This window comes from Bacillus sp. N5-665, assembly GCF_022637375.2.
In the GTDB taxonomy this organism is placed as follows: domain Bacteria; phylum Bacillota; class Bacilli; order Bacillales; family Bacillaceae_G; genus Bacillus_A; species Bacillus_A wiedmannii.
In genome coordinates this window covers 5,270,498-5,294,918 of sequence record NZ_CP093325.1, presented here as the reverse complement: position 1 = coordinate 5,294,918, position 24,421 = coordinate 5,270,498, and the positions used below count along the sequence as shown (strand labels likewise).

Sequence of the window (24,421 nt, the reverse complement as noted above, 5' to 3'; positions counted from 1 at the left end):
TCTCTTTGCTGGTGGAAATTTCATTTTTATAGGGAGGAATCATGATGAAATTTGTTACATTTCGTCTTCCTTCGAAAGAAATGCGAGCTGGATGGCTGGAAGGTGACAAAGTAATTGATATGAATCTTGCTAGTGATGGAAAATTACCTTCTTCTATGTTCGCCTTTTTAGAGAAAGCGGATGAGTATGTAGAAGTATTGCGCAATATAGAGAATCCAGAAAAGGGTATATATTCCTTAGAGGAAGTGCAATTAGCGGCGGCAATTCCTAATCCGAGTAGTATTCGGGATTTTTACGCGTTTGAACAGCATGTAAAAACGGCCCGCGGCCGGAGAGGGCTAGATGTTGTACCTGAATGGTACGATATCCCGGTTTTTTATTTTACGAACCATCGTGCTGTAATTGGTCCGGATGATTTTGTAATTGGTCCGAAGAAATCTAAAAAGCTTGATTATGAGTTAGAGATCGCTTGCGTAATTGGGAAAGAAGGAAGAAATATTTCTCGTGAGCAAGCAGAGGAATACATTTTTGGTTATTGTATTATGAACGACTGGAGTGCAAGGGACTTACAAGCAACAGAAATGAAGGTAGGACTTGGTCCAGCAAAAGGAAAAGATTTTGCAACTTCATTAGGAGCGCACCTTGTTACGAAAGAGGAATTGGATGTTTACCGTAACGGTGACCGTTATGCGTTAGAGATGACTGCTCATGTAAATGGAAAGCTATTATCAAAGGGGAACTTCCAAGATATTTATTATACATTTGCTGAAATGATTGAACGTGCTTCGGAAGACGTTACGTTATATCCAGGCGATGTGATTGGTTCTGGGACAGTAGGAACAGGTTGTGTTTTAGAACTGGGTACGGAAGAGTGGCTGCAAGATGGGGATGTTGTAGAACTTACGATTACTGGTTTAGGTACGTTATGTAATACGGTCAAAAAAGAAATGGAAGCAGGTGATGGGCATGTTTTATCGTCACATGGGGGAGCTACCTCATAAACGACATGTACAATTCCGTAAAAAAGATGGGTCGCTTTATCGCGAACAGGTAATGGGAACAAAAGGTTTTTCTGGTACGCAATCTATTTTGTACCATCATTATATGCCAACGGAAGTAGGTCATGCGGCATTATCTCATTCTTGTCAGTTGCAGTATGAAGAAGATGTAGCTCTTGCTCATCGTCATTTTCGCACAAAAGAAAATAAAAAAACTGGCGATGCAGTAAGCGGAAGGAATTTTATGCTTGGGAATGAGGATTTATTAATTGGAGTAGTGGCTCCAACAGAAAAAATGGACTATTTCTACCGTAATGGTGATGGTGATGAAATGTTATTTGTTCATTATGGAACAGGGAAAATTGAAACGATGTTTGGAACGATTCACTATCGAAAAGGTGATTATGTAACAATCCCAATTGGAACGATTTATCGTGTTATTCCAGATGAAGGAGAGACTAAGTTTCTCGTTGTAGAGGCAAATAGTCAAATCACAACGCCGCGTCGCTATCGGAATGAATATGGACAATTGTTAGAGCATAGTCCGTTTTGTGAGAGAGATATTCGTGGTCCTGAAAAATTAGAGACGTATGATGAAAAAGGTGAGTTTGTCGTAATGACAAAGTCGCGAGGGTATATGCATAAACATGTTTTAGGGCACCATCCGTTAGATGTTGTTGGTTGGGATGGTTATTTATATCCGTGGGTCTTTAATGTAGAGGACTTTGAACCAATCACAGGTCGTATTCATCAGCCACCTCCAGTACATCAAACGTTCGAAGGTCACAATTTCGTTATTTGTTCTTTCGTACCACGTTTATACGACTATCATCCAGAATCTATTCCGGCACCATATTATCATAGTAACGTGAATAGTGATGAAGTACTGTACTATGTAGAAGGAAACTTTATGAGCCGGAAAGGTGTGGAAGAAGGTTCTATTACACTTCATCCGAGCGGAATTCCTCATGGGCCGCATCCTGGAAAAACAGAGGGAAGTATAGGGAAGAAAGAAACACTTGAACTAGCTGTTATGATAGACACGTTCCGTCCGCTTCGTATTGTAAAGCAAGCACATGAAACAGAAGATGAAAAATATATGTATAGCTGGATTGAAGAAGGTTCACATACTGTGAAATAGGTAAAAAGAGGCATGCTCAATAAGTGAGCATGCCTCTTTTGTGGAATCGACATGTATAATAATACCAAAAAAAATTACGGAAAGATATATAGAAACAACGATAAGGATATTGTATGTTCCGAAAGATTTCTACTTATTTCGACAAAAGTATTGACTGGGGAAAGTGCAATGAGTAAAATAAAAAGCGAATTAAAAATTTTCAGAAAATTTAAAACTTGGAGGAGCATGCTATGAAGCAAATTTTTCAAAAGAAGCCTATTGCAAAGCTAATGCAAGAGAGTAAGCAAAAGACGTTAGCAAGAACATTGGGTGCATTGGATTTAACTATGCTTGGAATCGGGGCAATTGTTGGAACAGGTATTTTTGTTCTAACGGGCGTGGTAGCAGCAAAACATTCTGGACCAGCTATTATATTATCATTTGCGATAGCCGCTTTAGCCTGTGCCTTTGCTGCATTTTGTTATGCTGAATTCGCTTCTTCAGTTCCTGTCTCAGGCAGTGTGTATACGTACACATATGCGACGATGGGAGAGGTATTCGCATTTTTAATTGGATGGGACTTAATGCTTGAGTATTTACTCGCTACATCTGCTGTAGCAAACGGTTGGTCCGCTTATTTTCAATCTTTATTAAAGGGATTTGGGATCCATATTCCTACCATTCTCTCCTCGGCCCCTGGTACAGGAAAGGGTGGAATAATTGATTTGCCTGCGGTTCTAATTATTTTAGTGATGACAGTTCTTTTATCTAGAGGTGTTCGTGAAAGTGCACGAATAAATAACATTATGGTGTTTATTAAATTAGCGGTTGTTCTCATATTTATCTTTGCTGGTTTTAATTATGTAAAACCTGAAAATTGGACACCTTTTATGCCGTTTGGCTTAGATGGTGTAATGGCTGGAGCTGCTACAGTGTTTTTTGCATTCATAGGGTTTGATGCAGTTTCAACGGCAGCAGAAGAAGTGAAACGTCCACAACGTGATTTACCAATTGGCATTATTGCATCTTTATTAATTTGTACGGTTCTTTATATTGTTGTTTCACTTATTTTGACAGGAATTGTTCCATACGGACAGTTAAATATATCAGATCCAGTTGCTTTTGCACTTCAATTTATTGGACAAGATAGTTTAGCGGGAGTAATTTCAGTAGGAGCAATTACAGGAATCACAACAGTAATGTTAGTTATGATGTATGGGCAAGTACGTGTTTCGTATGCAATGAGTAGAGATGGATTATTGCCGAAGCGCCTTGCTAAAGTCCATCCAAAATTTAAAACACCATTTTTAAATACATGGACAACAGGAATTATTGCAGCACTTATTTCAGGATTAATAGATTTAAATGTGTTAGCGCATCTTGTAAATATGGGGACTTTATCAGCCTTTGCACTTGTAGCTGTTGCTGTTATTGTAATGAGAAGAACTCATCCGGATTTACCAAGAGCATTTAAGGCACCGCTTGTACCATTTTTACCAGCATTAACGGTGATTTTTTGTTTATATTTAATGCTTCAGTTATCCGGAACTGCTTGGATTAGTTTTGGGGTATGGATGGTTATCGGTATTGCGGTTTACTTCTTATATAGCCGAAAACATAGTGCTTTAAATAATAGTAAAGACGAAGAAGATGCAGCAAATTTATAAGTTGAAAAATCCATTCTAATTCTGTTAGGATGGATTTTTTGTTCTGAAAATTTACATTTTTCTGATTGTGTATATAATATAATTGTTGGGGAACTGAGGGGGGAATGTATGAAAAATACGTGGCGTGAGTTAAGGGAGATGGACCGAAACATATGGATTCGGTTTATTGGCGAAACGTTAAATGGAATTGCAATGATGATGTTGATGCCTTTTTTTGCACTATATTTAAAAGATAAGGTGGATTCGTTATTGGAAGTAGGGGTTATTATGGCACTTTCTCCGATTGCCGCAAGTTTCGGTTCTCTTCTTGGTGGGAGGATTGCTGATATATATGGAAGAAAGCCAATAATGATTTTTTCAATGGTGAGTAATGCTTTGTTCATGCTAGGTTTTTTATTTATAGAAGGATTTATTCCTTATGCTATTTTATCTATTTTTTTAGGGCTCAGTAATTCATTATTCCATCCCGCTGCATCAGCAATGGTTGCGGATGTAACAGCACCTGAAAAAAGAACAGAAGCATATGGTTTATTACGAATGGGGCACAATATAGGTGCTGCAATTGGCCCGATAATGGGTGCTTCAGTAGTTATGTTGTCGAAGAACCTTGTGTTTATTATTGCCTCGTCTACGATGTTATTTTATGCATTACTTGTATTCATTCTTATTCAAGAGACAATGCCAAAGAGTGCGAATAAAGAAGAGAATAAAGAAAAGGAATCAGGGGTGGTTTGGAAAATTGTAATGAGAGATAAGGCACTAATGATTTATTTGTTAGCAGGTATCATTATTTCGATGGGATTTTCTCAAACAGAAGGCATGTTGCCGCTGCACTTTGATAATGAAATGAAAGGCATTTTTGGAACTAACAATCCATATCCATATTTAATGGCTTTAAATGGACTATTAGTTGTGTTGTTCCAATTTCAAATTTCAAAATGGGCCACAGATAAACCTGTCGGAAAGACGATGTTATATGGTGCATGTTTGTTCGGAGTTGGTTTGTTCTTTATAGGATGGTTACCGAAGTGGTTTGGAGAATATGATGCAAATGCTACGATTATTTTAATAACGTTGCTGTTCGTTTATGCCATATATACGTTAGGTGAGATGATTATGTCGCCTGTACAGATGACGTTTGTAGCGAATTTGGCCCCTGAGCACTTGAGAGGGACTTATATGGGAGCTGCCAGTTTGCAGTGGATTACAGGAGGCGCATTCGGTCCACTTCTTGGCGGTTTTTTATTGGATCGATTACTTGGCCACTTTCTATTTACAATTTTAGCTGTAGGATGTGTAGTTGCAGGTATTGTATATGTTTCTTTAGATCGTCTCGTTGAGCAAAGGCAAAAAGGCACACTGACCAAACAATCTTCTTAATGAGTAGATGACATACACAAAAAGGGGATTTCTACATATTTTAGGTACATAACTAGATTGGATTACAATTTTATCCCGCTATTTGTGGGCAGTAAGAATTCCACCTCAAAATTCGGCGGGAGATAACTGCCCGATTGGTGCGGGCTGATAATTAGTGGGGATGGCCCCTTGTTAATTAAAGTTTCACTGTATTTTAGAATTTAATTTTGTATATTTATGAAGAAAGTTAAGTAGAAAAAGTATAGAAAACCAATAAGTGGTGTCATTTAATTATTTGTGGAAGTTACATTTTATTTCAAATAGGAACTACCTATTTTTATAAAAAGTGCTAAAATAGAAAAATGAAAACAATTGGTTAGGGTGATTTCAGTGACAAAAATTAAATTAGGTTTATTATATGGTGGAAAATCAGCTGAGCATCAAGTTTCGCTACAAACGGCTCTTGCTGCTATTAAAGCATTAAATCAAGATAAATTCGAGATTCATCCAATTTATATTACAGAACAAGGTCAATGGGTTCGCGGTGAGCGTATTGAAGGTGAAGTAACAGATGTTGAAGTTCTAAAAATGAGCGGCGCAGAAAATGCGATTTCTCCGTTATCATTAAGCACAGAAATCATTCCATCTGCAGCTTCTGAGGAAAATGCTATCGACGTTATTTTCCCATTATTACATGGACCAAATGGTGAAGATGGAACGGTTCAAGGATTATTAGAATTAATGAACATTCCTTATGTAGGAAATGGTGTTCTAGCATCTGCTGCTGGTATGGATAAAGTTGTTATGAAAAACATCTTCGCAGAAGCTGGATTGAAACAAGCGAAGTATGCATCGTTTATTCGTAGTGCGTGGGAAAAAGATTGTGAAACAGCATATGAAAAAGTAGAAGAAGTTTTAGGATATCCTTGCTTCGTAAAACCAGCAAACCTTGGTTCAAGTGTTGGTATTAATAAGTGTAAAAATCGTGAAGAGCTTGAGAATGCATTTGAAGAGGCATTCCAATTTGACCGCAAAATTATTGTAGAAGAAAATATCGTTGGACGTGAAGTAGAAGTTGGTGTATTAGGTAATGATGAACCGAAATGTTCAGTTGTAGGTGAAATCGTACCGAAAAAGGACTTCTATGATTATAAGTCGAAATATATCGATGGCGATACAGCATTAATTATTCCGGCTGAAATGACAGAAGAAGAGTCTAATGTCATTAAGCGAGATGCAATTATTGCATTCCAATCGTTAGATAGTGCTGGCTTAACAAGAGCTGATTTCTTCTTAACGAAAGATGGAGAAGTATATATTAACGAAGTGAATACGATGCCAGGGTTTACGCCGTTTAGTATGTTCCCTCTACTATGGCAACATACTGGATTACCGTATCCGGAATTAATTGAAGAGCTAATTCGTTTAGCGATTGAGCGTCACGAAGAAAAACAAAAAATTAAATATACAATCTAACAAAAAAGGAGGAAGCACTATTCGCAGGAATAGTGCTTCCTCTATGTAAGGAGTGTTCTCATGATAAATCGAACGTTAAAACAAGTAGAACAGATGGTAAATGGTACGGGATTAGCAGAGCAATATGAGGGAATTACTATACAAGGAGTGTCTATTGATACGAGAAAAGTCGAAAAAGGCAACCTATATGTTCCGATTCAAGGTGAACGTTTCGATGGACATGCTTTTGTAGATAAAGCCGTTGAAAATGGAGCTGTGGCGACATTATGGATGAAAGATGTAGCAAATCCACCTGAGAACCTTCCCGTTATTTTTGTAGAAGACACGCTATCGGCATTACAAATGTTAGCGAAAAACTATCGCGATCAATTGGATGTGAAAGTTATTGGTGTGACAGGGAGTAATGGTAAAACATCTACAAAAGATATTGTAACAAGTCTTCTTGCGACTAAATTCAAAGTTCAAAAAACAGAAGGAAACTTCAATAACCATATTGGGTTACCTCTTACTATTTTAAACTTAGAAGAAAATACAGAAGTAGCTGTATTAGAGATGGGTATGTCGAGCCGAGGGGAAATTGAATTCTTATCTAAGTTAGCACGTCCAAATGCAGCTATCATTACGAACATCGGTGAGGCGCATTTAATGGATTTAGGCTCTCGTGAAGCAATTGCTGAAGCGAAATTAGAAATTGTGACAGGATTACAAGAAGGTGGAGTATTCGTATATAACGGAGATGAGCCATTATTAACAAATCGTGTTCCTGAAATGAATTTAATAGCTGAAACAGTTACGTTTGGTGATGCTAGAGCAAATGATTATTATCCAACGACTGTAGCATTACAGGCGACTGGGACACATTTTAAAATGAATAGAGATGAAAATATTTCATTCTACTTACCAGTATTGGGGAAACATAATGTGTATAATACGCTTGCTTCAATGGCAATTGCGAAACATTTTGGTGTAACATGGGAAGAAATGAAACAAGGTTTAGTAACACTTCAAATGACGGGCATGCGTATGGAAATTGTAAAAACGGATAGTGGATTAACAATTATCAATGATGCTTATAATGCAAGTCCGACAGCTATGGAAGCAGCATTCGACTTAATGAACGGTTTAGATGGATTTGCTAAGAAGATCGTTGTACTCGGTGATATGTTAGAGCTTGGAAATCAAGAAGTACAGTTTCATTATGAAGTCGGTAAATTAATCGATCCAGCAAAAATTGCATATGTGTTCACATATGGTAAATTAGGGGCTCAAATTGCTGAAGGAGCGAAAATTAATTTCCCTATTGAGCGTGTAAAAGCGTATGATAATAAAGAAGAGCTAGTAAAAGAGTTACAAGCAGTAGTTGATGTGAAAGATGTTGTATTAATAAAAGCATCTCGTGGCATGAAATTGGAAGAAGTAATTACGATGTTGAAATAATTGGTGTATATAAATAGGGATGATAGATGCGAAAATAGAAGAAACTTATAATAAGCGCTTACAGTAAATATAAAAAAATAAAAGTGAAGAAAAAAACTCTGAATATGAAAATAAGGTAACAGTTGGGTTTGCTTTTTGCACATACAAAACTTATAATTGATAAAGTGTAATAACGTTTAGAAGTATTTTCGCGAAGAATATACGCCCGTTTATATACGTGAGCATTCAGGAAAAGGGCTTTTCCGCAAATTCGGAAAACGCCTTTTTTTAAATGATAAGTATAGGATAGAAAAGGAGAAGTAACATTGACAACATTTCGAGAATTAGGATTAAGTGAGTCTTTACTACAATCTGTTGAAAGTATGGGCTTTGAAGAGGCTACGCCGATTCAAGCTGAAACAATTCCACATGCATTGCAAGGTAAGGATATTATTGGGCAAGCGCAAACAGGTACAGGGAAAACAGCAGCATTCGGATTACCACTATTAGATAAAGTGGATACAAATAAAGAAGCAGTTCAAGGTATTGTTATCGCGCCAACGCGTGAATTAGCAATTCAAGTTGGAGAAGAGCTGTACAAAATTGGTAAACATAAACGCGTTCGTATTTTACCAATCTATGGTGGTCAAGATATTAACCGCCAAATTCGTGCTCTAAAAAAACACCCACACATTATTGTTGGTACGCCGGGTCGTATTTTAGATCATATTAACCGTAAAACACTTCGCTTACAAAACGTAGAGACAGTTGTTCTTGACGAAGCGGATGAAATGTTAAACATGGGCTTCATTGAAGATATTGAAGCGATTTTAACAGATGTGCCAGATACACATCAAACATTATTATTCTCAGCGACAATGCCAGATCCAATCCGTCGTATTGCTGAGCGTTTCATGACTGAGCCTCAACACATTAAAGTAAAAGCAAAAGAAGTAACAATGCCAAACATTCAGCAGTTCTATTTAGAAGTGCAAGAAAAGAAAAAGTTTGACGTGTTAACACGCTTATTAGATATTCAATCTCCAGAGCTTGCAATCGTATTCGGTCGTACAAAGCGTCGTGTTGATGAATTATCAGAAGCATTAAACTTACGTGGTTATGCAGCAGAAGGTATTCACGGTGACTTAACACAAGCGAAGCGTATGTCTGTATTACGTAAATTTAAAGAAGGTGCTATTGAAGTTCTTGTTGCAACAGACGTTGCTGCACGTGGTCTTGATATTTCAGGCGTAACACATGTATACAACTTCGATATCCCACAAGATCCAGAATCATACGTTCACCGTATCGGTCGTACTGGCCGTGCAGGTAAAAAAGGTATTGCAATGTTATTTGTAACACCACGTGAATCAGGACAATTAAAAAATATCGAGCGCACTACAAAACGTAAAGTTGATCGTATGGAAGCACCGACACTTGACGAGGCATTAGAAGGTCAACAACGTTTAATCGCTGAAAAACTTCAAAGCACAATTGAAAATGATAATTTATCATACTACAAGCGTATTGCAGAAGAAATGTTAGAAGAGAATGATTCTGTAACAGTAGTAGCTGCTGCTTTAAAAATGATGACAAAAGAGCCAGATACAACTCCAATCGCTTTAACATCAGAACCACCAGTTGTTTCAAGAGGTGGCGGTTCTAAAAAACGCGGCGGTAACGGAGGCGGATACCGTGATGGTAACCGTAATCGTAGTCGTGACGGACGCGGCGGTGGCGATGGTCGTAACCGTGATCGCAATCGTGACGGACGCGGTGGTGGCGATGGCCGTAACCGTGATCGTAATCGTGATGGTGGTAGCCGTGGTCGTAAAGGTGAAGGTCAAGGTCGCCCTGGATCTTCAAATGGACGTGGCGAAAGAAAACATCATAGCCGTCCACAAGCTTAATAAAAAAAGAGAATGCCCTTTGCCGGCATTCTCTTTTTTTATTTCTGTAATTGTACATACTACATAATAACTTGTGTAGAAAAGAGGTGCTACATGCTTGTAAGACTTGGGTATGTTGCGATGAGTGTACATTTAAAGAATGCATCTCCATCTCAAACGATGACATATGCGCAGTTTCAACGAATTGATGATAGGGAGGCTGCAATTCGTAAACTCGAAAGAATTGCTAATTCGAATTTAGAAAATTGTTTACGGTTATTAAAGCATAATAAAGGGCATGATATATCTTTCTTTCGGCTTAGTTCCAAGCTTGTTCCTTTAGCGAATCATGAGGAGTTGTTAGAGTGGAACTATATTCGCCCCTTAAAAGAAAATTTAAAAGTACTAGGTGATTACGCTATTCGAATGAATATGCGTATTGATTTTCATCCAGATCATTTCGTTGTGCTGAATTCACCTGAAGAGAATATTTTTAAACAATCTGTAAAGACATTGCAGATGCATAAAAAATTATTAAAAGGTATGGGGATTGAACATAAGCAACGATGCGTATTACATGTGGGTGGAGGTTATAAAGATAAGGAACTCGCATTAGAACGCTTTATAGAAAATTGGTCAAATGTTCCAAGAAGTATCCAAGAGATGGTCATATTAGAAAATGATGATACGACCTTTTCTTTAGAAGAAACATTGTATTTAGGTGAAAAATTAGATATTCCAGTCGTGTTTGATTTGCATCACCATATGATGAATAATGATCGAGAAGATTGGCATGAAGATTGGGCGCGTGTTGTACATACGTGGGAATCGTCTTTGTTACCAGTGAAAATGCACATTTCTAGTCCTAGAGAGGGAAAAGACCCGAGAGCGCATGCGGACTTTATTGATGTAGATACTTTTTTATCTTTTTTAAAAAAGATAAAGGGAAGTGTTTCGCAAATTGATTGTATGATTGAGGCGAAGAAGAAGGATGAGTCTTTATTTCAACTAATGAGAGATTTAAGTAAACAAACAGATGTAGAAATTGTCGATGGTGCGAGCTTTTATATTAAATAAGCTCTGCACCATCGAATTTTTTTGTTAATAAAGGAGTGCAAATACCACCAATAATCAATCCTGTTAAATGGCTTATAGGGTTAGCGGAGGGATTGAAGAAAGTGAATAGTAGTAATATACATATCATGATTGAAAAAATGGCAATGTCTCTTGGATTGGAAGAACGATATCGACTATACAATAGAAATAATTGTGCACCTAGCAATCCGAAAATACCACCAGATGCCCCGGCATGAATATATTCAAGAGGCATAATGAGATAAGAAGAAATATTTCCAAGAATGCCAGAAAGGAAAAAAATAATGATGAAAGAAAAGTGCCCTAGTTGTTTTTCAATAGAAGAGCCAAGCACAAATAAACAAATACTATTAGAAAGGAAATGTTGTAAGTCTACATGTACAAGTAAGGAAGTTATGAGACGCCACCATTCTCCTTTAGCGATATATTCATTGTAGGATGCCATGGGAAAGAGAAGAAAGTCGCCTAACATAATCATGACTAATTGTATGAGAAGTAAAGCGATGACGATTGGTTGTAAGGAAATGCGGGCAGAAGGTATTAGCATGTTGTGAGTATCACTCCTTTTGCATCAGAAAGATTCTCTGTTATTCTTACAATATGAAAAAAGAAAGCTAAATAGAAGAAGGGGATTTTGAAATGATTGTAGGGATTGGAATCGATATTATTGAATTGAATCGAATTGAAAAAATGCTAGATGGAAAACTTAAATTTATGGAGCGTATTTTAACTGAAAGTGAACGTAATGTTGCTAAGGAGCTGAAGGGAAGTCGCCTTACAGAGTTTGTAGCTGGAAGATTTGCAGCGAAAGAGGCGTATTCAAAAGCGGTAGGAACTGGTATTGGAAAAGAAGTAAGTTTTTTAGATATTGAAGTAAGGAATGATGATAGAGGTAAGCCGATTCTCGTTACAAGTACAGAGCATATTGTTCATTTATCAATTAGTCATAGTAAGGAATTTGCTGTTGCTCAAGTTGTTTTAGAAAGCTCGTCACGCTAGTCTGCATATTTTATATCTTTGTCTCATATATTTGATGTAGCGATAAGGAAGGTACATCTTCCATTCATTTATAGGGGCAAAGGGGCTGAAGTGATGAAAAGGCGTCTGTTTTTAGTTCTTGTCGGTTTATTAACCGTTTTTGTGTTGGCGGGTTGTATGGAAAAGAAACAAGATGATGTTGTGAGAGATTTAGAGGCGAAAGTAAAAGGGATGAAAAGTTATCAAGCTGAAGCAAAATTATCTATTAAAACAGGGAATGAGCCTCAGGAGTACAAGGTAGAAATATGGCATAAGGAACCTTCTTTTTATCGTGTGAATTTGCAGAATGCGAAAAAAGATCAAAGCCAAATTATTTTAAGAAATGAAGAAGGGGTATTTGTATTAACGCCAGCACTTAATAAGAGTTTCCGTTTCCAAAGTGATTGGCCGCAAAATAGTAGCCAGGCTTATTTATATGAATCCCTTGTGAGAGATATTTTGCAGGATAAGAAAAACCTTACTTTTGAAAAAACAGATAAGTATTATATTTTTAAAACAAAAACAAACTATCAACATCAAAACATGTTGCCGAAACAAGAGATTACATTGAAGAAAAGTGATTTAACACCAGTTTCGGTGAAGTTAATGGATAATGATCAAAATGTTCTTGTGAAAGTAGATTTCTCAAAAGTGAAATTTGATGCGAAATTTGATAAAGGTGCATTTGATACGAAACAAAATATGTCTAGAGCGCAAGTAGATGTTCAAACAACAGCGAAAGAAGACAAACCATTTGCTATTTTGTATCCGCGTGATACGCCGCAAGGTATGGTTTTGAAAGATGAAAAAGAGTTGAAGACAGACAGTGGCAAGCGTGCGATACTCACATACACTGGAAGTAAGAAATCCTTTACTTTGATACAAGAAAAGGCAAAAGTTGCAGAGGCTTCGTCAGCGATAAGTGTGAGCGGAGAATTGGTTGATCTTGGCTTTACAATTGGGGCATTGACGAAAGATTCTTTAACGTGGTCGCATAACGGAGTAGAATATATGCTCGTGTCTAAAGGTTTAGAGCCGAAGGAGCTATTAATGGTTGCTCGTTCAGTTACAGAGAAGCAAGTGAAGTAAACTTCTTAGACGTGGTGATATATGTGCACCACGTCTTTTCTTAGTTTGAAGGGTGGATTTCATAAAAGAAGCATATAAAAGAATAAGCGTCGCATATCGTGTATAAGGAAGTGTATTTATGGAAGGAGCACCATTTTATCGTGACACTTGGGTGGAAGTGGATTTAGATGCGATCTATAACAATATTACACACATTAAAGATTTCATTCCAAGTGATGTAGAGATTTTTGCTGTAGTCAAAGCAAATGCATATGGACATGATTATGTACCGGTAGCTAAAACGGCATTAGAAGCAGGGGCGACAAGGTTAGCGGTTGCCTTTTTAGATGAAGCTCTAGTGCTTCGAAGGGCTGGTATTACTGTGCCGATTTTAGTGTTAGGTCCTTCCCCGCCTCGTGATGTCAATGTAGCTGCTGAAAATGATGTAGCGTTAACTGTTTTTCAAAAAGAATGGGTGGATGAAGCGATCAAACTTTGGGATGGTTCATCTACAATGAAATACCATATTAATTTCGATAGTGGTATGGGGAGAATTGGAATACGCGAACGAAAAGAATTAAAAGGATTTTTAAAGAGTTTAGAAGGTGCACCATTTTTAGAATTAGAAGGAGTTTATACACATTTTGCAACAGCGGATGAGGTGGAGACTTCTTACTTTGATAAGCAATATAACACATTTTTGCAGCAGTTAAGTTGGTTGAAAGAGTTCGGAGTGGATCCTAAGTTTGTCCATACAGCTAATAGTGCTGCAACGCTACGTTTTCAAGGGATTACATTTAATGCAGTACGAATTGGCATTGCGATGTATGGATTATCCCCGTCTGTAGAAATACGCCCTTTTTTACCGTTTAAATTAGAACCAGCGCTATCATTGCATACGAAAGTTGCTCATATTAAACAGGTGATTAAAGGGGATGGGATTAGTTATAACGTCACTTACCGAACCAAAACGGAAGAATGGATTGCAACTGTTGCGATTGGATATGCAGATGGCTGGCTTAGAAGATTACAAGGGTTCGAAGTGCTTATAAATGGTAAAAGGGTACCGATTGTAGGTCGAGTAACAATGGATCAATTCATGATACACCTTCCTTGTGAAGTGCCGCTTGGTACGAAAGTTACACTCATTGGAAAACAAGGTGATGAGTATATTAGTGCTACTGAGGTTGCTGAATATTCTGGGACTATTAATTATGAAATTATTGCAACGATAAGCTTCCGTGTGCCGAGAATATTCATACGGCACGGCAAGGTTGTAGAAGTAATCAATTATTTGAATAATATATAGAAGGTAGTATGATTTGCTTCTTGTCATTTGAGAGGACTGTTCATTGGTTAAGAATAAGCTCATTTTTGATGAGAAGCTTTTTACTTATCATTACTTTTAACATAATTTAATGTGAATTTTGCTGGGAAACTCTTGCGTTTCTTGTTTGTAATAAGATAAAAATAAAAGAATATGAATGTTTTGTTTGTGAATTGGAAAACATAAGCAAGGAATAAGGAAGTCTTTGCAACAGGCTCCATACAATGGTATTATTACAATAGGTGTCATATATATATTTGGGTGTGTAGTTGACGGTGGAGGTGTATTTTTGTGTCCGAATCAAGTGTAACTACTGAAATCGTGGTTCGGTTGCCAAAGCAAATGGTAACGGAATTGGACGGAATTGGAAAACAAGAGAATAAGAATCGCCATGAACTAATTTGCCAGGCAACACAACTGTTATTGCGTCAACATAAGACGAAGAAACGCTACCAACATGAATCAATGCGACGTGGGTACATTGAAATGGGAAAAATTAATCTTGGTATTGCATCGGAAGCTTTCTTAGCAGAGTATGAAGCAGCTCATACAGTAGAACGCTTAGTTAGCGGGGGGTAATATTTTGATTGTAAAACGCGGCGACGTGTATTTTGCAGACCTTTCCCCAGTTGTTGGTTCTGAGCAAGGAGGCGTTCGTCCGGTTCTTGTCATTCAAAATGACATCGGAAATCGTTTTAGTCCAACGGTGATTGTAGCGGCTATTACTGCACAGATTCAAAAAGCTAAATTACCCACTCATGTGGAAATTGATGCGAAAAAGTACGGTTTTGAGAGAGATTCTGTTATTTTACTTGAGCAGATTCGAACAATCGATAAGCAGCGCTTAACGGACAAAATCACTCACTTAGATGAAGTGATGATGATTCGTGTAGATGAAGCGCTACAAATTAGTTTAGGACTAATAGATTTTTAAATCGGCAGTTTAAGTTGCTCTCTTTACAGGGCAACTTTTTTTTATTATAGAGGAGGTTACGGTTGTATATGGAAATGGTAGATAATCGACAAGCGTTAATGAAAATGTTAGTGAAGGAATTAGGCTTTACCGAAAAGCAAGTTCGTCATGTTATTCAATTAACAGAAGAAGGTAACACAGTTCCATTTATTGCTCGTTACCGAAAAGAATGGACAGGCTCTTTAGATGAGGTGCAAATTCGTACAATTTTAGAGAGATGGCAATATATGATGCAGCTTGAAGATAGGAAAGAAGAGGTTCTTCGTCTTATTGATGAGAAGGGGAAACTGACAGGAGAGTTACGTCAGCAAATTGTTAAAGCTGTAAAGTTGCAAGAAGTAGAAGATTTATATCGTCCATATAAAGAGAAAAGAAGAACGAAAGCAACGATTGCAAAAGAAAAAGGACTAGAGCCGTTAGCTGAATGGTTATTGTTATATAAGAAAGAAGATCCAAATCAGAAGGCAGTGGAGTTTATTAATGCAGAGAAAGAAGTGCAATCTGCAGAAGAAGCATTACAAGGTGCCCAAGACATTATTGCGGAAATCGTTTCAGATGAAGCAGCTTATCGTAGTTGGATTCGGAATGTTACTTTTAGAAAAGGTGTTATGTCTTCGTCCGTAAAAGATGAAGAGAAAGATGAAAAGAATATATATGAAATGTATTACAGTTATGAAGAACCGTTGCAGAAAGTAGTGCCGCATCGTGTATTAGCGATGAATCGCGGTGAGAAAGAAGATATATTGAGAGTTTCTGTTGTTCCACCAGTAGATGAGATAGTAACTTTCTTATATAAGAGAGTAATTCGTGATAACGATTCTAAAAGTGCACATTATGTAAAGTTAGCAATTGAGGATGGTTATAAACGATTAATTCAATCCTCCATTGAAAGAGAGATTCGAAAAGAATTAACAGAAACAGCTGAGGAACAAGCGATACATATTTTCTCTGAGAACTTACGTAATTTGTTATTACAACCTCCAATGAAAGGAAAGGTTGTGTTAGCTGTAGATCCTGCATATAGAACGGGTTGTAAATTAGCTGTTGTAGATGATACGGGGAAGGTTCTATATATTGATGTTATTTATCCGCATCCACCTGTTCGTAAATATGAAGATGCAAAAACGAAAGTTCTTTCTATTATAGATAAATATCAAGTTGAAATGATTGCGATTGGGAATGGTACAGCTTCTAGAGAATCGGAAGAATTTATAGTTGATGTATTACAAAATGTGAAACAAGAAGTCTTCTATATTATTGTGAACGAAGCTGGTGCGAGTGTGTATTCGGCCTCTGATTTAGCTCGTGAGGAATTTCCGAATTTACAGGTTGAAGAAAGAAGTGCTGTTTCTATTGGGAGACGTCTGCAAGATCCACTTGCTGAACTTGTGAAGATTGATCCTAAATCAGTTGGGGTTGGACAATACCAACATGATGTATCTCAAAAGAGGTTGAATGAATCATTAACATTTGTAGTAGAGACGGCAGTTAACCAAGTCGGTGTGAATGTAAATACAGCTTCAGTTGCGTTATTGCAATATGTTTCGGGTTTATCGAAAACTGTTGCGAAAAATATTGTGGCAAAGCGTGAAGAAGAAGGGAAATTTACAAAACGAACAGACTTAAAGAAAATACCGCGTCTAGGTGCGAAGACATATGAACAATGCATAGGTTTCTTACGTATATTAGAAGGGGCAAATCCGTTAGATCGAACGGGTATTCATCCAGAACAATATAAAAATGTTGAATTGTTATTGAAGAGTCTAGGGTTATCAAAAGATGACGTAGGGCAATTGCAATTACAAAAGAGCTTAGAAGAAGTGGAGATTTCTAAGTTATCGCAAGAAACGGGAGTTGGGGAGCCAACGTTAGTTGATATTATAGATGCGCTCATTAGTCCAGAGCGAGACATGAGGGATGAGTTGCCTAAACCGCTTCTGAAAAAAGGGATTTTGAAATTAGAAGATTTAAAACGTGGTATGGAACTGGAAGGAACAGTTCGTAACGTTGTTGATTTTGGTGCTTTTGTTGATGTAGGTGTAAAACAAGATGGTTTAGTACATATTTCTAAACTAAGCAAACAGTATGTGAAGCATCCGTTAGATATTGTATCTGTCGGACAAATCGTAAAGGTATGGGTAGATGATATTGATACGAAAAAAGGTCGCGTTGCACTATCCATGTTGCCGATAGAATAGTAAGAGAAGAGAGCAGATGAAACTGCTCTCTTTTTTTATGGGATAAAACGTGTAATGGATTATGAGCTTTGATGTATTTTGCTATAATAAAACCAGCATTCATTTAGTAATTTAATTTGATACCGGTTTTTTTCAAAATATGCGCGTTGCATTTGTTTTTTTAGCCACGTAGGCATAGGAATCCCTCCTTGTTTAATCCTACTCTCAAAAATCTAAGGTACTATTGATGAGAGGTTGGTGAGTGGATTTCTATTCATGCTATATTTTTAGAAACCACGCTTCTTGAATGAGGATGGGTATATGTACTATTTAATATATGTATAAGGGAGGAGAAAAGTGTAAAAATATTTTTTAGTTTAGGAGGAATGAGAGTGGATGAGCAAGAAATACAGCGTCTGGTGGAAGAAGTATCACTACAATACTTCGGAATGCCATTTTTACATAGAGCTATGTTCAATAGTAGGTTGCGTACAACTGGTGGACGTTATCTATTGAATACACACAATATTGAACTGAATTATCGATATTACGAAATGTATGGGAAAGAAGAGTTAGTCGGAATCATTAAACATGAGCTTTGTCATTATCACTTACATATTACAGGAAGGGGCTATAAGCACCGGGATAGAGATTTTCGTGAATTGTTAAAAGAAGTTGATGCGCCACGCTTTTGTAAACGAATAATTAATGAAGAGAAGGAAAAAAAGGTTTATACGTATGAATGTATGGGCTGTTTGCTTCAATATGTAAGAAGACGTCAAATAAATACAAAAAGATATGTCTGCGGAAAGTGTAAAGGGAAACTGAACCTGATAAAGAAAACATCTTGACAGTGAAAACGCAATCCAGTATATTATAAACATGTCACGTTTGTACAAGATGTTGTGAAAAAACATCTTGACTTACGATAAGAAATTTTATAAGATACAAATTGTCATTATTATTCCGCAGTAGCTCAGTGGTAGAGCTATCGGCTGTTAACCGATCGGTCGTAGGTTCGAGTCCTACCTGCGGAGCCATACAGAGAAGTACCCAAGTGGCTCAAGGGGCTCCCCTGCTAAGGGAGTAGATCGCTAACGCGGTGCGAGGGTTCGAATCCCTTCTTCTCTGCCATACATACTGGCCCGTTGGTCAAGTGGTTAAGACACCGCCCTTTCACGGCGGTAACACGGGTTCGAATCCCGTACGGGTCACCACTTCGGAGGATTAGCTCAGCTGGGAGAGCACCTGCCTTACAAGCAGGGGGTCGGCGGTTCGATCCCGTCATCCTCCACCATATAAATTATATAAATAGTATCATCGCGGGGTGGAGCAGCACGGTAGCTCGTCGGGCTCATAACCCGAAGGTCGCAGGTTCAAATCCTGTCCCCGCAACCAAATGGTCCCGTGGTGTAGTGGTTAACATGCCTGCCTGTCACGCAGGAGATCGCCGGTTCGACCCCGGTCGGGACCGCCATTTTAACTTCTGCTATTTGGCAGTTGTTTTTTATTGGGCATTATGTTACAATAACATTTGTCTTTGAAAAGAAGATAAATATTTCGATGGGCTATAGCCAAGCGGTAAGGCAACGGACTTTGACTCCGTCATGCGCTGGTTCGAATCCAGCTAGCCCAGCCATTTACGAGCCATTAGCTCAGTTGGTAGAGCATCTGACTTTTAATCAGAGGGTCGAAGGTTCGAATCCTTCATGGCTCACTTTTGTTTTTTCCGCGCGGTCGTGGCGGAACGGCAGACGCGCTAGGTTGAGGGCCTAGTGGGGGAAACCCCGTGGAGGTTCAAGTCCTCTCGGCCGCATCAAAAAATCTTTCAAAAAAGTACTTGCATTTGAAAATGTAGTATGATAAGATAATCGAGTCGCCAAAATACAACGACGAAAAAACATCATGAATAAGCGCCCGTAGCTCAATTGGATAGAGCGTTTGACTACGGATCAAGAGGTTAGGGGTTCGACTCCTCTCGGGCGCGCCATAACGGGAAGTGGCTCAGCTTGGTAGAGCACCTGGTTTGGGACCAGGGGGTCGCAGGTTCAAATCCTGTCTTCCCGACCACGCGGGTGTAGTTTAGTGGTAAAACAAGAGCCTTCCAAGCTCTGGTCGAGAGTTCGATTCTCTTCACCCGCTTTTAGTTCTTTGAAAACTGAACGAAACAAACAACGTGAAACGTCAATTTTTATTTTTAGATGCTAGACAAACTAACTTTATTGGAGAGTTTGATCCTGGCTCAGGATGAACGCTGGCGGCGTGCCTAATACATGCAAGTCGAGCGAATGGATTGAGAGCTTGCTCTCAAGAAGTTAGCGGCGGACGGGTGAGTAACACGTGGGTAACCTGCCCATAAGACTGGGATAACTCCGGGAAACCGGGGCTAATACCGGATAATATTTTGAACTGCATGGTTCGAAATTGAAAGGCGGCTTCGGCTGTCACTTATGGATGGACCCGCGTCGCATTAGCTAGTTGGTGAGGTAACGGCTCACCAAGGCAACGATGCGTAGCCGACCTGAGAGGGTGATCGGCCACACTGGGACTGAGACACGGCCCAGACTCCTACGGGAGGCAGCAGTAGGGAATCTTCCGCAATGGACGAAAGTCTGACGGAGCAACGCCGCGTGAGTGATGAAGGCTTTCGGGTCGTAAAACTCTGTTGTTAGGGAAGAACAAGTGCTAGTTGAATAAGCTGGCACCTTGACGGTACCTAACCAGAAAGCCACGGCTAACTACGTGCCAGCAGCCGCGGTAATACGTAGGTGGCAAGCGTTATCCGGAATTATTGGGCGTAAAGCGCGCGCAGGTGGTTTCTTAAGTCTGATGTGAAAGCCCACGGCTCAACCGTGGAGGGTCATTGGAAACTGGGAGACTTGAGTGCAGAAGAGGAAAGTGGAATTCCATGTGTAGCGGTGAAATGCGTAGAGATATGGAGGAACACCAGTGGCGAAGGCGACTTTCTGGTCTGTAACTGACACTGAGGCGCGAAAGCGTGGGGAGCAAACAGGATTAGATACCCTGGTAGTCCACGCCGTAAACGATGAGTGCTAAGTGTTAGAGGGTTTCCGCCCTTTAGTGCTGAAGTTAACGCATTAAGCACTCCGCCTGGGGAGTACGGCCGCAAGGCTGAAACTCAAAGGAATTGACGGGGGCCCGCACAAGCGGTGGAGCATGTGGTTTAATTCGAAGCAACGCGAAGAACCTTACCAGGTCTTGACATCCTCTGAAAACCCTAGAGATAGGGCTTCTCCTTCGGGAGCAGAGTGACAGGTGGTGCATGGTTGTCGTCAGCTCGTGTCGTGAGATGTTGGGTTAAGTCCCGCAACGAGCGCAACCCTTGATCTTAGTTGCCATCATTAAGTTGGGCACTCTAAGGTGACTGCCGGTGACAAACCGGAGGAAGGTGGGGATGACGTCAAATCATCATGCCCCTTATGACCTGGGCTACACACGTGCTACAATGGACGGTACAAAGAGCTGCAAGACCGCGAGGTGGAGCTAATCTCATAAAACCGTTCTCAGTTCGGATTGTAGGCTGCAACTCGCCTACATGAAGCTGGAATCGCTAGTAATCGCGGATCAGCATGCCGCGGTGAATACGTTCCCGGGCCTTGTACACACCGCCCGTCACACCACGAGAGTTTGTAACACCCGAAGTCGGTGGGGTAACCTTTATGGAGCCAGCCGCCTAAGGTGGGACAGATGATTGGGGTGAAGTCGTAACAAGGTAGCCGTATCGGAAGGTGCGGCTGGATCACCTCCTTTCTATGGAGAATTGATGAACGCTGTTCATCAATATAAGTTTCCGTGTTTCGTTTTGTTCAGTTTTGAGAGAACTATCTCTCATATATAAATGTATGTTCTTTGAAAACTAGATAACAGTGTAGCTCATATTTTTTTAATTTTAGTTTGGTTAAGTTAGAAAGGGCGCACGGTGGATGCCTTGACACTAGGAGTCGATGAAGGACGGGACTAACGCCGATATGCTTCGGGGAGCTGTAAGTAAGCTTTGATCCGAAGATTTCCGAATGGGGAAACCCACCATACGTAATGGTATGGTATCCTTGCCTGAATACATAGGGTAAGGAAGACAGACCCAGGGAACTGAAACATCTAAGTACCTGGAGGAAGAGAAAGCAAATGCGATTTCCTGAGTAGCGGCGAGCGAAACGGAACATAGCCCAAACCAAGAGGCTTGCCTCTTGGGGTTGTAGGACATTCTATACGGAGTTACAAAGGAACGAGGTAGACGAAGCGACCTGGAAAGGTCCGTCGTAGAGGGTAACAACCCCGTAGTCGAAACTTCGTTCTCTCTTGAATGTATCCTGAGTACGGCGGAACACGTGAAATTCCGTCGGAATCTGGGAGGACCATCTCCCAAGGCTAAATACTCCCTAGTGATCGATAGTGAACCAGTACCGTGAGGGAAAGGTGAAAAGCACCCCGGAAGGGGAGTGAAAGAGATCCTGAAACCGTGTGCCTACAAATAGTCAGAGCCCGTTAATGGGTGATGGCGTGCCTTTTGTAGAATGAACCGGCGAGTTACGATCCCGTGCGAGGTTAAGCTGAAGAGGCGGAGCCGCAGCGAAAGCGAGTCTGAATAGGGCGTTTAGTACGTGGTCGTAGACCCGAAACCAGGTGATCTACCCATGTCCAGGGTGAAGTTCAGGTAACACTGAATGGAGGCCCGAACCCACGCACGTTGAAAAGTGCGGGGATGAGGTGTGGGTAGCGGAGAAATTCCAATCGAACCTGGAGATAGCTGGTTCTCCCCGAAATAGCTTTAGGGCTAGCCTTAAGTGTAAGAGTCTTGGAGGTAGAGCACTGATTGAACTAGGGGTCCTCATCGGATTACCGAATTCAGTCAAACTCCGAATGCCAATGACTTATCCTTAGGAGTCAGACTGCGAGTGATAAGATCCGTAGTCAAGAGGGAAACAGCCCAGATCGCCAGCTAAGGTCCCAAAGTGTGTATTAAGTGGAAAAGGATGTGGAGTTGCTTAGACAACTAGGATGTTGGCTTAGAAGCAGCCACCATTTAAAGAGTGCGTAATAGCTCACTAGTCGAGTGACTCTGCGCCGAAAATGTACCGGGGCTAAATACACCACCGAAGCTGCGAATTGATACCAATGGTATCAGTGGTAGGGGAGCGTTCTAAGTGCAGTGAAGTCAGACCGGAAGGACTGGTGGAGCGCTTAGAAGTGAGAATGCCGGTATGAGTAGCGAAAGACGGGTGAGAATCCCGTCCACCGAATGCCTAAGGTTTCCTGAGGAAGGCTCGTCCGCTCAGGGTTAGTCAGGACCTAAGCCGAGGCCGACAGGCGTAGGCGATGGACAACAGGTTGATATTCCTGTACCACCTCTTTATCGTTTGAGCAATGGAGGGACGCAGAAGGATAGAAGAAGCGTGCGATTGGTTGTGCACGTCCAAGCAGTTAGGCTGATAAGTAGGCAAATCCGCTTATCGTGAAGGCTGAGCTGTGATGGGGAAGCTCCTTATGGAGCGAAGTCTTTGATTCCCCGCTGCCAAGAAAAGCTTCTAGTGAGATAAAAGGTGCCTGTACCGCAAACCGACACAGGTAGGCGAGGAGAGAATCCTAAGGTGTGCGAGAGAACTCTGGTTAAGGAACTCGGCAAAATGACCCCGTAACTTCGGGAGAAGGGGTGCTTTCTTAACGGAAAGCCGCAGTGAATAGGCCCAAGCGACTGTTTAGCAAAAACACAGGTCTCTGCGAAGCCGTAAGGCGAAGTATAGGGGCTGACACCTGCCCGGTGCTGGAAGGTTAAGGAGAGGGGTTAGCGTAAGCGAAGCTCTGAACTGAAGCCCCAGTAAACGGCGGCCGTAACTATAACGGTCCTAAGGTAGCGAAATTCCTTGTCGGGTAAGTTCCGACCCGCACGAAAGGTGTAACGATTTGGGCACTGTCTCAACCAGAGACTCGGTGAAATTATAGTACCTGTGAAGATGCAGGTTACCCGCGACAGGACGGAAAGACCCCGTGGAGCTTTACTGTAGCCTGATATTGAATTTTGGTACATTTTGTACAGGATAGGCGGGAGCCATTGAAACCGGAGCGCTAGCTTCGGTGGAGGCGCTGGTGGGATACCGCCCTGAATGTATTGAAATTCTAACCTACGGGTCTTATCGACCCGGGAGACAGTGTCAGGTGGGCAGTTTGACTGGGGCGGTCGCCTCCTAAAGTGTAACGGAGGCGCCCAAAGGTTCCCTCAGAATGGTTGGAAATCATTCGTAGAGTGCAAAGGCATAAGGGAGCTTGACTGCGAGACCTACAAGTCGAGCAGGGACGAAAGTCGGGCTTAGTGATCCGGTGGTTCCGCATGGAAGGGCCATCGCTCAACGGATAAAAGCTACCCCGGGGATAACAGGCTTATCTCCCCCAAGAGTCCACATCGACGGGGAGGTTTGGCACCTCGATGTCGGCTCATCGCATCCTGGGGCTGTAGTCGGTCCCAAGGGTTGGGCTGTTCGCCCATTAAAGCGGTACGCGAGCTGGGTTCAGAACGTCGTGAGACAGTTCGGTCCCTATCCGTCGTGGGCGTAGGAAATTTGAGAGGAGCTGTCCTTAGTACGAGAGGACCGGGATGGACGCACCGCTGGTGTACCAGTTGTTCTGCCAAGGGCATAGCTGGGTAGCTATGTGCGGAAGGGATAAGTGCTGAAAGCATCTAAGCATGAAGCCCCCCTCAAGATGAGATTTCCCATAGCGTAAGCTAGTAAGATCCCTGAAAGATGATCAGGTTGATAGGTTCGAGGTGGAAGCATGGTGACATGTGGAGCTGACGAATACTAATAGATCGAGGACTTAACCAT

The 24,421-nt window shown here is 40.6% G+C and carries 17 protein-coding genes, 12 tRNA genes and 2 rRNA genes; 29 read left to right on the top strand and 2 right to left on the bottom strand.

The window, feature by feature from the left end; translation table 11 throughout:
- The first annotated feature begins 44 nt into the window (after positions 1–44).
- The 8 genes from MNO09_RS29655 to uvsE all read left to right on the top strand — a co-directional run bounded on the left by MNO09_RS29655 (position 45) and on the right by uvsE (position 11,002).
- On the top strand, positions 45–1,001 hold the full coding sequence (locus tag MNO09_RS29655) for a fumarylacetoacetate hydrolase family protein (protein WP_000674018.1): 957 nt from the start codon (positions 45–47) through the stop codon (positions 999–1,001).
- Complete coding sequence (locus MNO09_RS29650) at positions 967–2,139, top strand: homogentisate 1,2-dioxygenase (RefSeq protein WP_000499910.1); 1,173 nt, start codon at positions 967–969, stop codon at positions 2,137–2,139. The genes MNO09_RS29655 and MNO09_RS29650 overlap by 35 nt, the downstream gene beginning before the upstream one ends.
- Positions 2,140–2,369: 230 nt before the next feature.
- On the top strand, positions 2,370–3,785 hold the full coding sequence (bcaP, locus tag MNO09_RS29645) for a branched-chain amino acid transporter BcaP (protein WP_000809356.1): 1,416 nt from the start codon (positions 2,370–2,372) through the stop codon (positions 3,783–3,785).
- Between the two features lie 108 nt (positions 3,786–3,893).
- A complete protein-coding gene (locus MNO09_RS29640) occupies positions 3,894–5,165 on the top strand; it encodes an MDR family MFS transporter (protein ID WP_000799711.1) in 1,272 nt (423 codons plus the stop codon).
- 369 nt (positions 5,166–5,534) lie between these two features.
- Positions 5,535–6,620, top strand: a complete 1,086-nt coding sequence (locus MNO09_RS29635) for a D-alanine--D-alanine ligase (protein WP_000161438.1) — start codon at positions 5,535–5,537, stop codon at positions 6,618–6,620.
- A 60-nt stretch (positions 6,621–6,680) separates the two neighbouring features.
- A complete protein-coding gene (gene murF, locus MNO09_RS29630) occupies positions 6,681–8,057 on the top strand; it encodes a UDP-N-acetylmuramoyl-tripeptide--D-alanyl-D-alanine ligase (RefSeq protein WP_000610688.1) in 1,377 nt (458 codons plus the stop codon).
- 305 nt (positions 8,058–8,362) lie between these two features.
- The gene (cshA, locus tag MNO09_RS29625) at positions 8,363–9,946 is read left to right on the top strand and encodes a degradosome RNA helicase CshA (protein ID WP_000206597.1); all 1,584 of its coding nucleotides are present in this window, start codon (positions 8,363–8,365) and stop codon (positions 9,944–9,946) included.
- A gap of 93 nt (positions 9,947–10,039) precedes the next feature.
- Complete coding sequence (gene uvsE / locus MNO09_RS29620; protein ID WP_000961177.1) at positions 10,040–11,002, top strand: UV DNA damage repair endonuclease UvsE; 963 nt, start codon at positions 10,040–10,042, stop codon at positions 11,000–11,002.
- On the opposite strand, the gene MNO09_RS29615 is transcribed toward uvsE, so the two are convergent.
- The gene (locus tag MNO09_RS29615) at positions 10,995–11,567 is read right to left on the bottom strand and encodes a rhomboid family intramembrane serine protease (RefSeq protein ID WP_000906923.1); all 573 of its coding nucleotides are present in this window, start codon (positions 11,565–11,567) and stop codon (positions 10,995–10,997) included. The two genes, uvsE and MNO09_RS29615, sit on opposite strands and share 8 nt — an antisense overlap.
- A 92-nt stretch (positions 11,568–11,659) precedes the next feature.
- Between MNO09_RS29615 and acpS the strand changes: the two genes are divergently transcribed.
- From acpS to MNO09_RS29585, 6 genes are all read left to right on the top strand, one after another.
- Positions 11,660–12,019, top strand: a complete 360-nt coding sequence (gene acpS, locus MNO09_RS29610) for a holo-ACP synthase (protein WP_000635044.1) — start codon at positions 11,660–11,662, stop codon at positions 12,017–12,019.
- Positions 12,020–12,175: 156 nt separating this feature from the next.
- On the top strand, positions 12,176–13,126 hold the full coding sequence (locus tag MNO09_RS29605; RefSeq protein WP_002096914.1) for a LolA family protein: 951 nt from the start codon (positions 12,176–12,178) through the stop codon (positions 13,124–13,126).
- A gap of 118 nt (positions 13,127–13,244) precedes the next feature.
- Positions 13,245–14,414: an alanine racemase gene (gene alr, locus MNO09_RS29600; protein WP_000398151.1), complete on the top strand. Its 1,170-nt coding sequence runs from the start codon at positions 13,245–13,247 to the stop codon at positions 14,412–14,414.
- A gap of 309 nt (positions 14,415–14,723) precedes the next feature.
- On the top strand, positions 14,724–15,011 hold the full coding sequence (locus MNO09_RS29595) for an antitoxin EndoAI (protein ID WP_000004570.1): 288 nt from the start codon (positions 14,724–14,726) through the stop codon (positions 15,009–15,011).
- 4 nt (positions 15,012–15,015) lie between these two features.
- Complete coding sequence (gene ndoA / locus MNO09_RS29590; protein ID WP_000635963.1) at positions 15,016–15,366, top strand: type II toxin-antitoxin system endoribonuclease NdoA; 351 nt, start codon at positions 15,016–15,018, stop codon at positions 15,364–15,366.
- Between the two features lie 68 nt (positions 15,367–15,434).
- A complete protein-coding gene (locus tag MNO09_RS29585; RefSeq protein WP_000426249.1) occupies positions 15,435–17,603 on the top strand; it encodes a Tex family protein in 2,169 nt (722 codons plus the stop codon).
- Between the two features lie 59 nt (positions 17,604–17,662).
- On the opposite strand, the gene cmpA is transcribed toward MNO09_RS29585, so the two are convergent.
- On the bottom strand, positions 17,663–17,779 hold the full coding sequence (gene cmpA, locus MNO09_RS29580) for a cortex morphogenetic protein CmpA (protein ID WP_001143642.1): 117 nt from the start codon (positions 17,777–17,779) through the stop codon (positions 17,663–17,665).
- Between the two features lie 195 nt (positions 17,780–17,974).
- Here cmpA and MNO09_RS29575 point away from each other — a divergent pair, with 195 nt between their 5' ends.
- The 15 genes from MNO09_RS29575 (at position 17,975) to MNO09_RS29505 (ending at position 24,421) form a co-directional block, all read left to right on the top strand.
- Complete coding sequence (locus tag MNO09_RS29575; RefSeq protein ID WP_000344252.1) at positions 17,975–18,433, top strand: SprT family protein; 459 nt, start codon at positions 17,975–17,977, stop codon at positions 18,431–18,433.
- 114 nt (positions 18,434–18,547) lie between these two features.
- A tRNA-Asn gene (locus MNO09_RS29570) sits at positions 18,548–18,622 on the top strand.
- 3 nt (positions 18,623–18,625) lie between these two features.
- Positions 18,626–18,716, top strand: a tRNA-Ser gene (locus tag MNO09_RS29565).
- Between the two features lie 8 nt (positions 18,717–18,724).
- A tRNA-Glu gene (locus tag MNO09_RS29560) sits at positions 18,725–18,799 on the top strand.
- Positions 18,800–18,803: 4 nt separating this feature from the next.
- Positions 18,804–18,879 (top strand) — tRNA-Val (locus MNO09_RS29555).
- Positions 18,880–18,903: 24 nt separating this feature from the next.
- Positions 18,904–18,980: transfer RNA gene (locus MNO09_RS29550), tRNA-Met, on the top strand.
- A gap of 3 nt (positions 18,981–18,983) precedes the next feature.
- Positions 18,984–19,059: transfer RNA gene (locus MNO09_RS29545), tRNA-Asp, on the top strand.
- Positions 19,060–19,146: 87 nt separating this feature from the next.
- Positions 19,147–19,221, top strand: a tRNA-Gln gene (locus MNO09_RS29540).
- Positions 19,222–19,226: 5 nt separating this feature from the next.
- Positions 19,227–19,299 (top strand) — tRNA-Lys (locus MNO09_RS29535).
- A 16-nt stretch (positions 19,300–19,315) separates the two neighbouring features.
- Positions 19,316–19,398 (top strand) — tRNA-Leu (locus MNO09_RS29530).
- A 97-nt stretch (positions 19,399–19,495) separates the two neighbouring features.
- Positions 19,496–19,572 (top strand) — tRNA-Arg (locus MNO09_RS29525).
- A 3-nt stretch (positions 19,573–19,575) separates the two neighbouring features.
- Positions 19,576–19,652: transfer RNA gene (locus MNO09_RS29520), tRNA-Pro, on the top strand.
- A 1-nt stretch (position 19,653) separates the two neighbouring features.
- Positions 19,654–19,724 (top strand) — tRNA-Gly (locus tag MNO09_RS29515).
- 77 nt (positions 19,725–19,801) lie between these two features.
- Positions 19,802–21,353, top strand: a 16S ribosomal RNA gene (locus tag MNO09_RS29510).
- Between the two features lie 146 nt (positions 21,354–21,499).
- Positions 21,500–24,421 (top strand): 23S ribosomal RNA (locus tag MNO09_RS29505).
- The 16S and 23S rRNA genes sit together here with 12 tRNA genes alongside, the layout of an rRNA operon.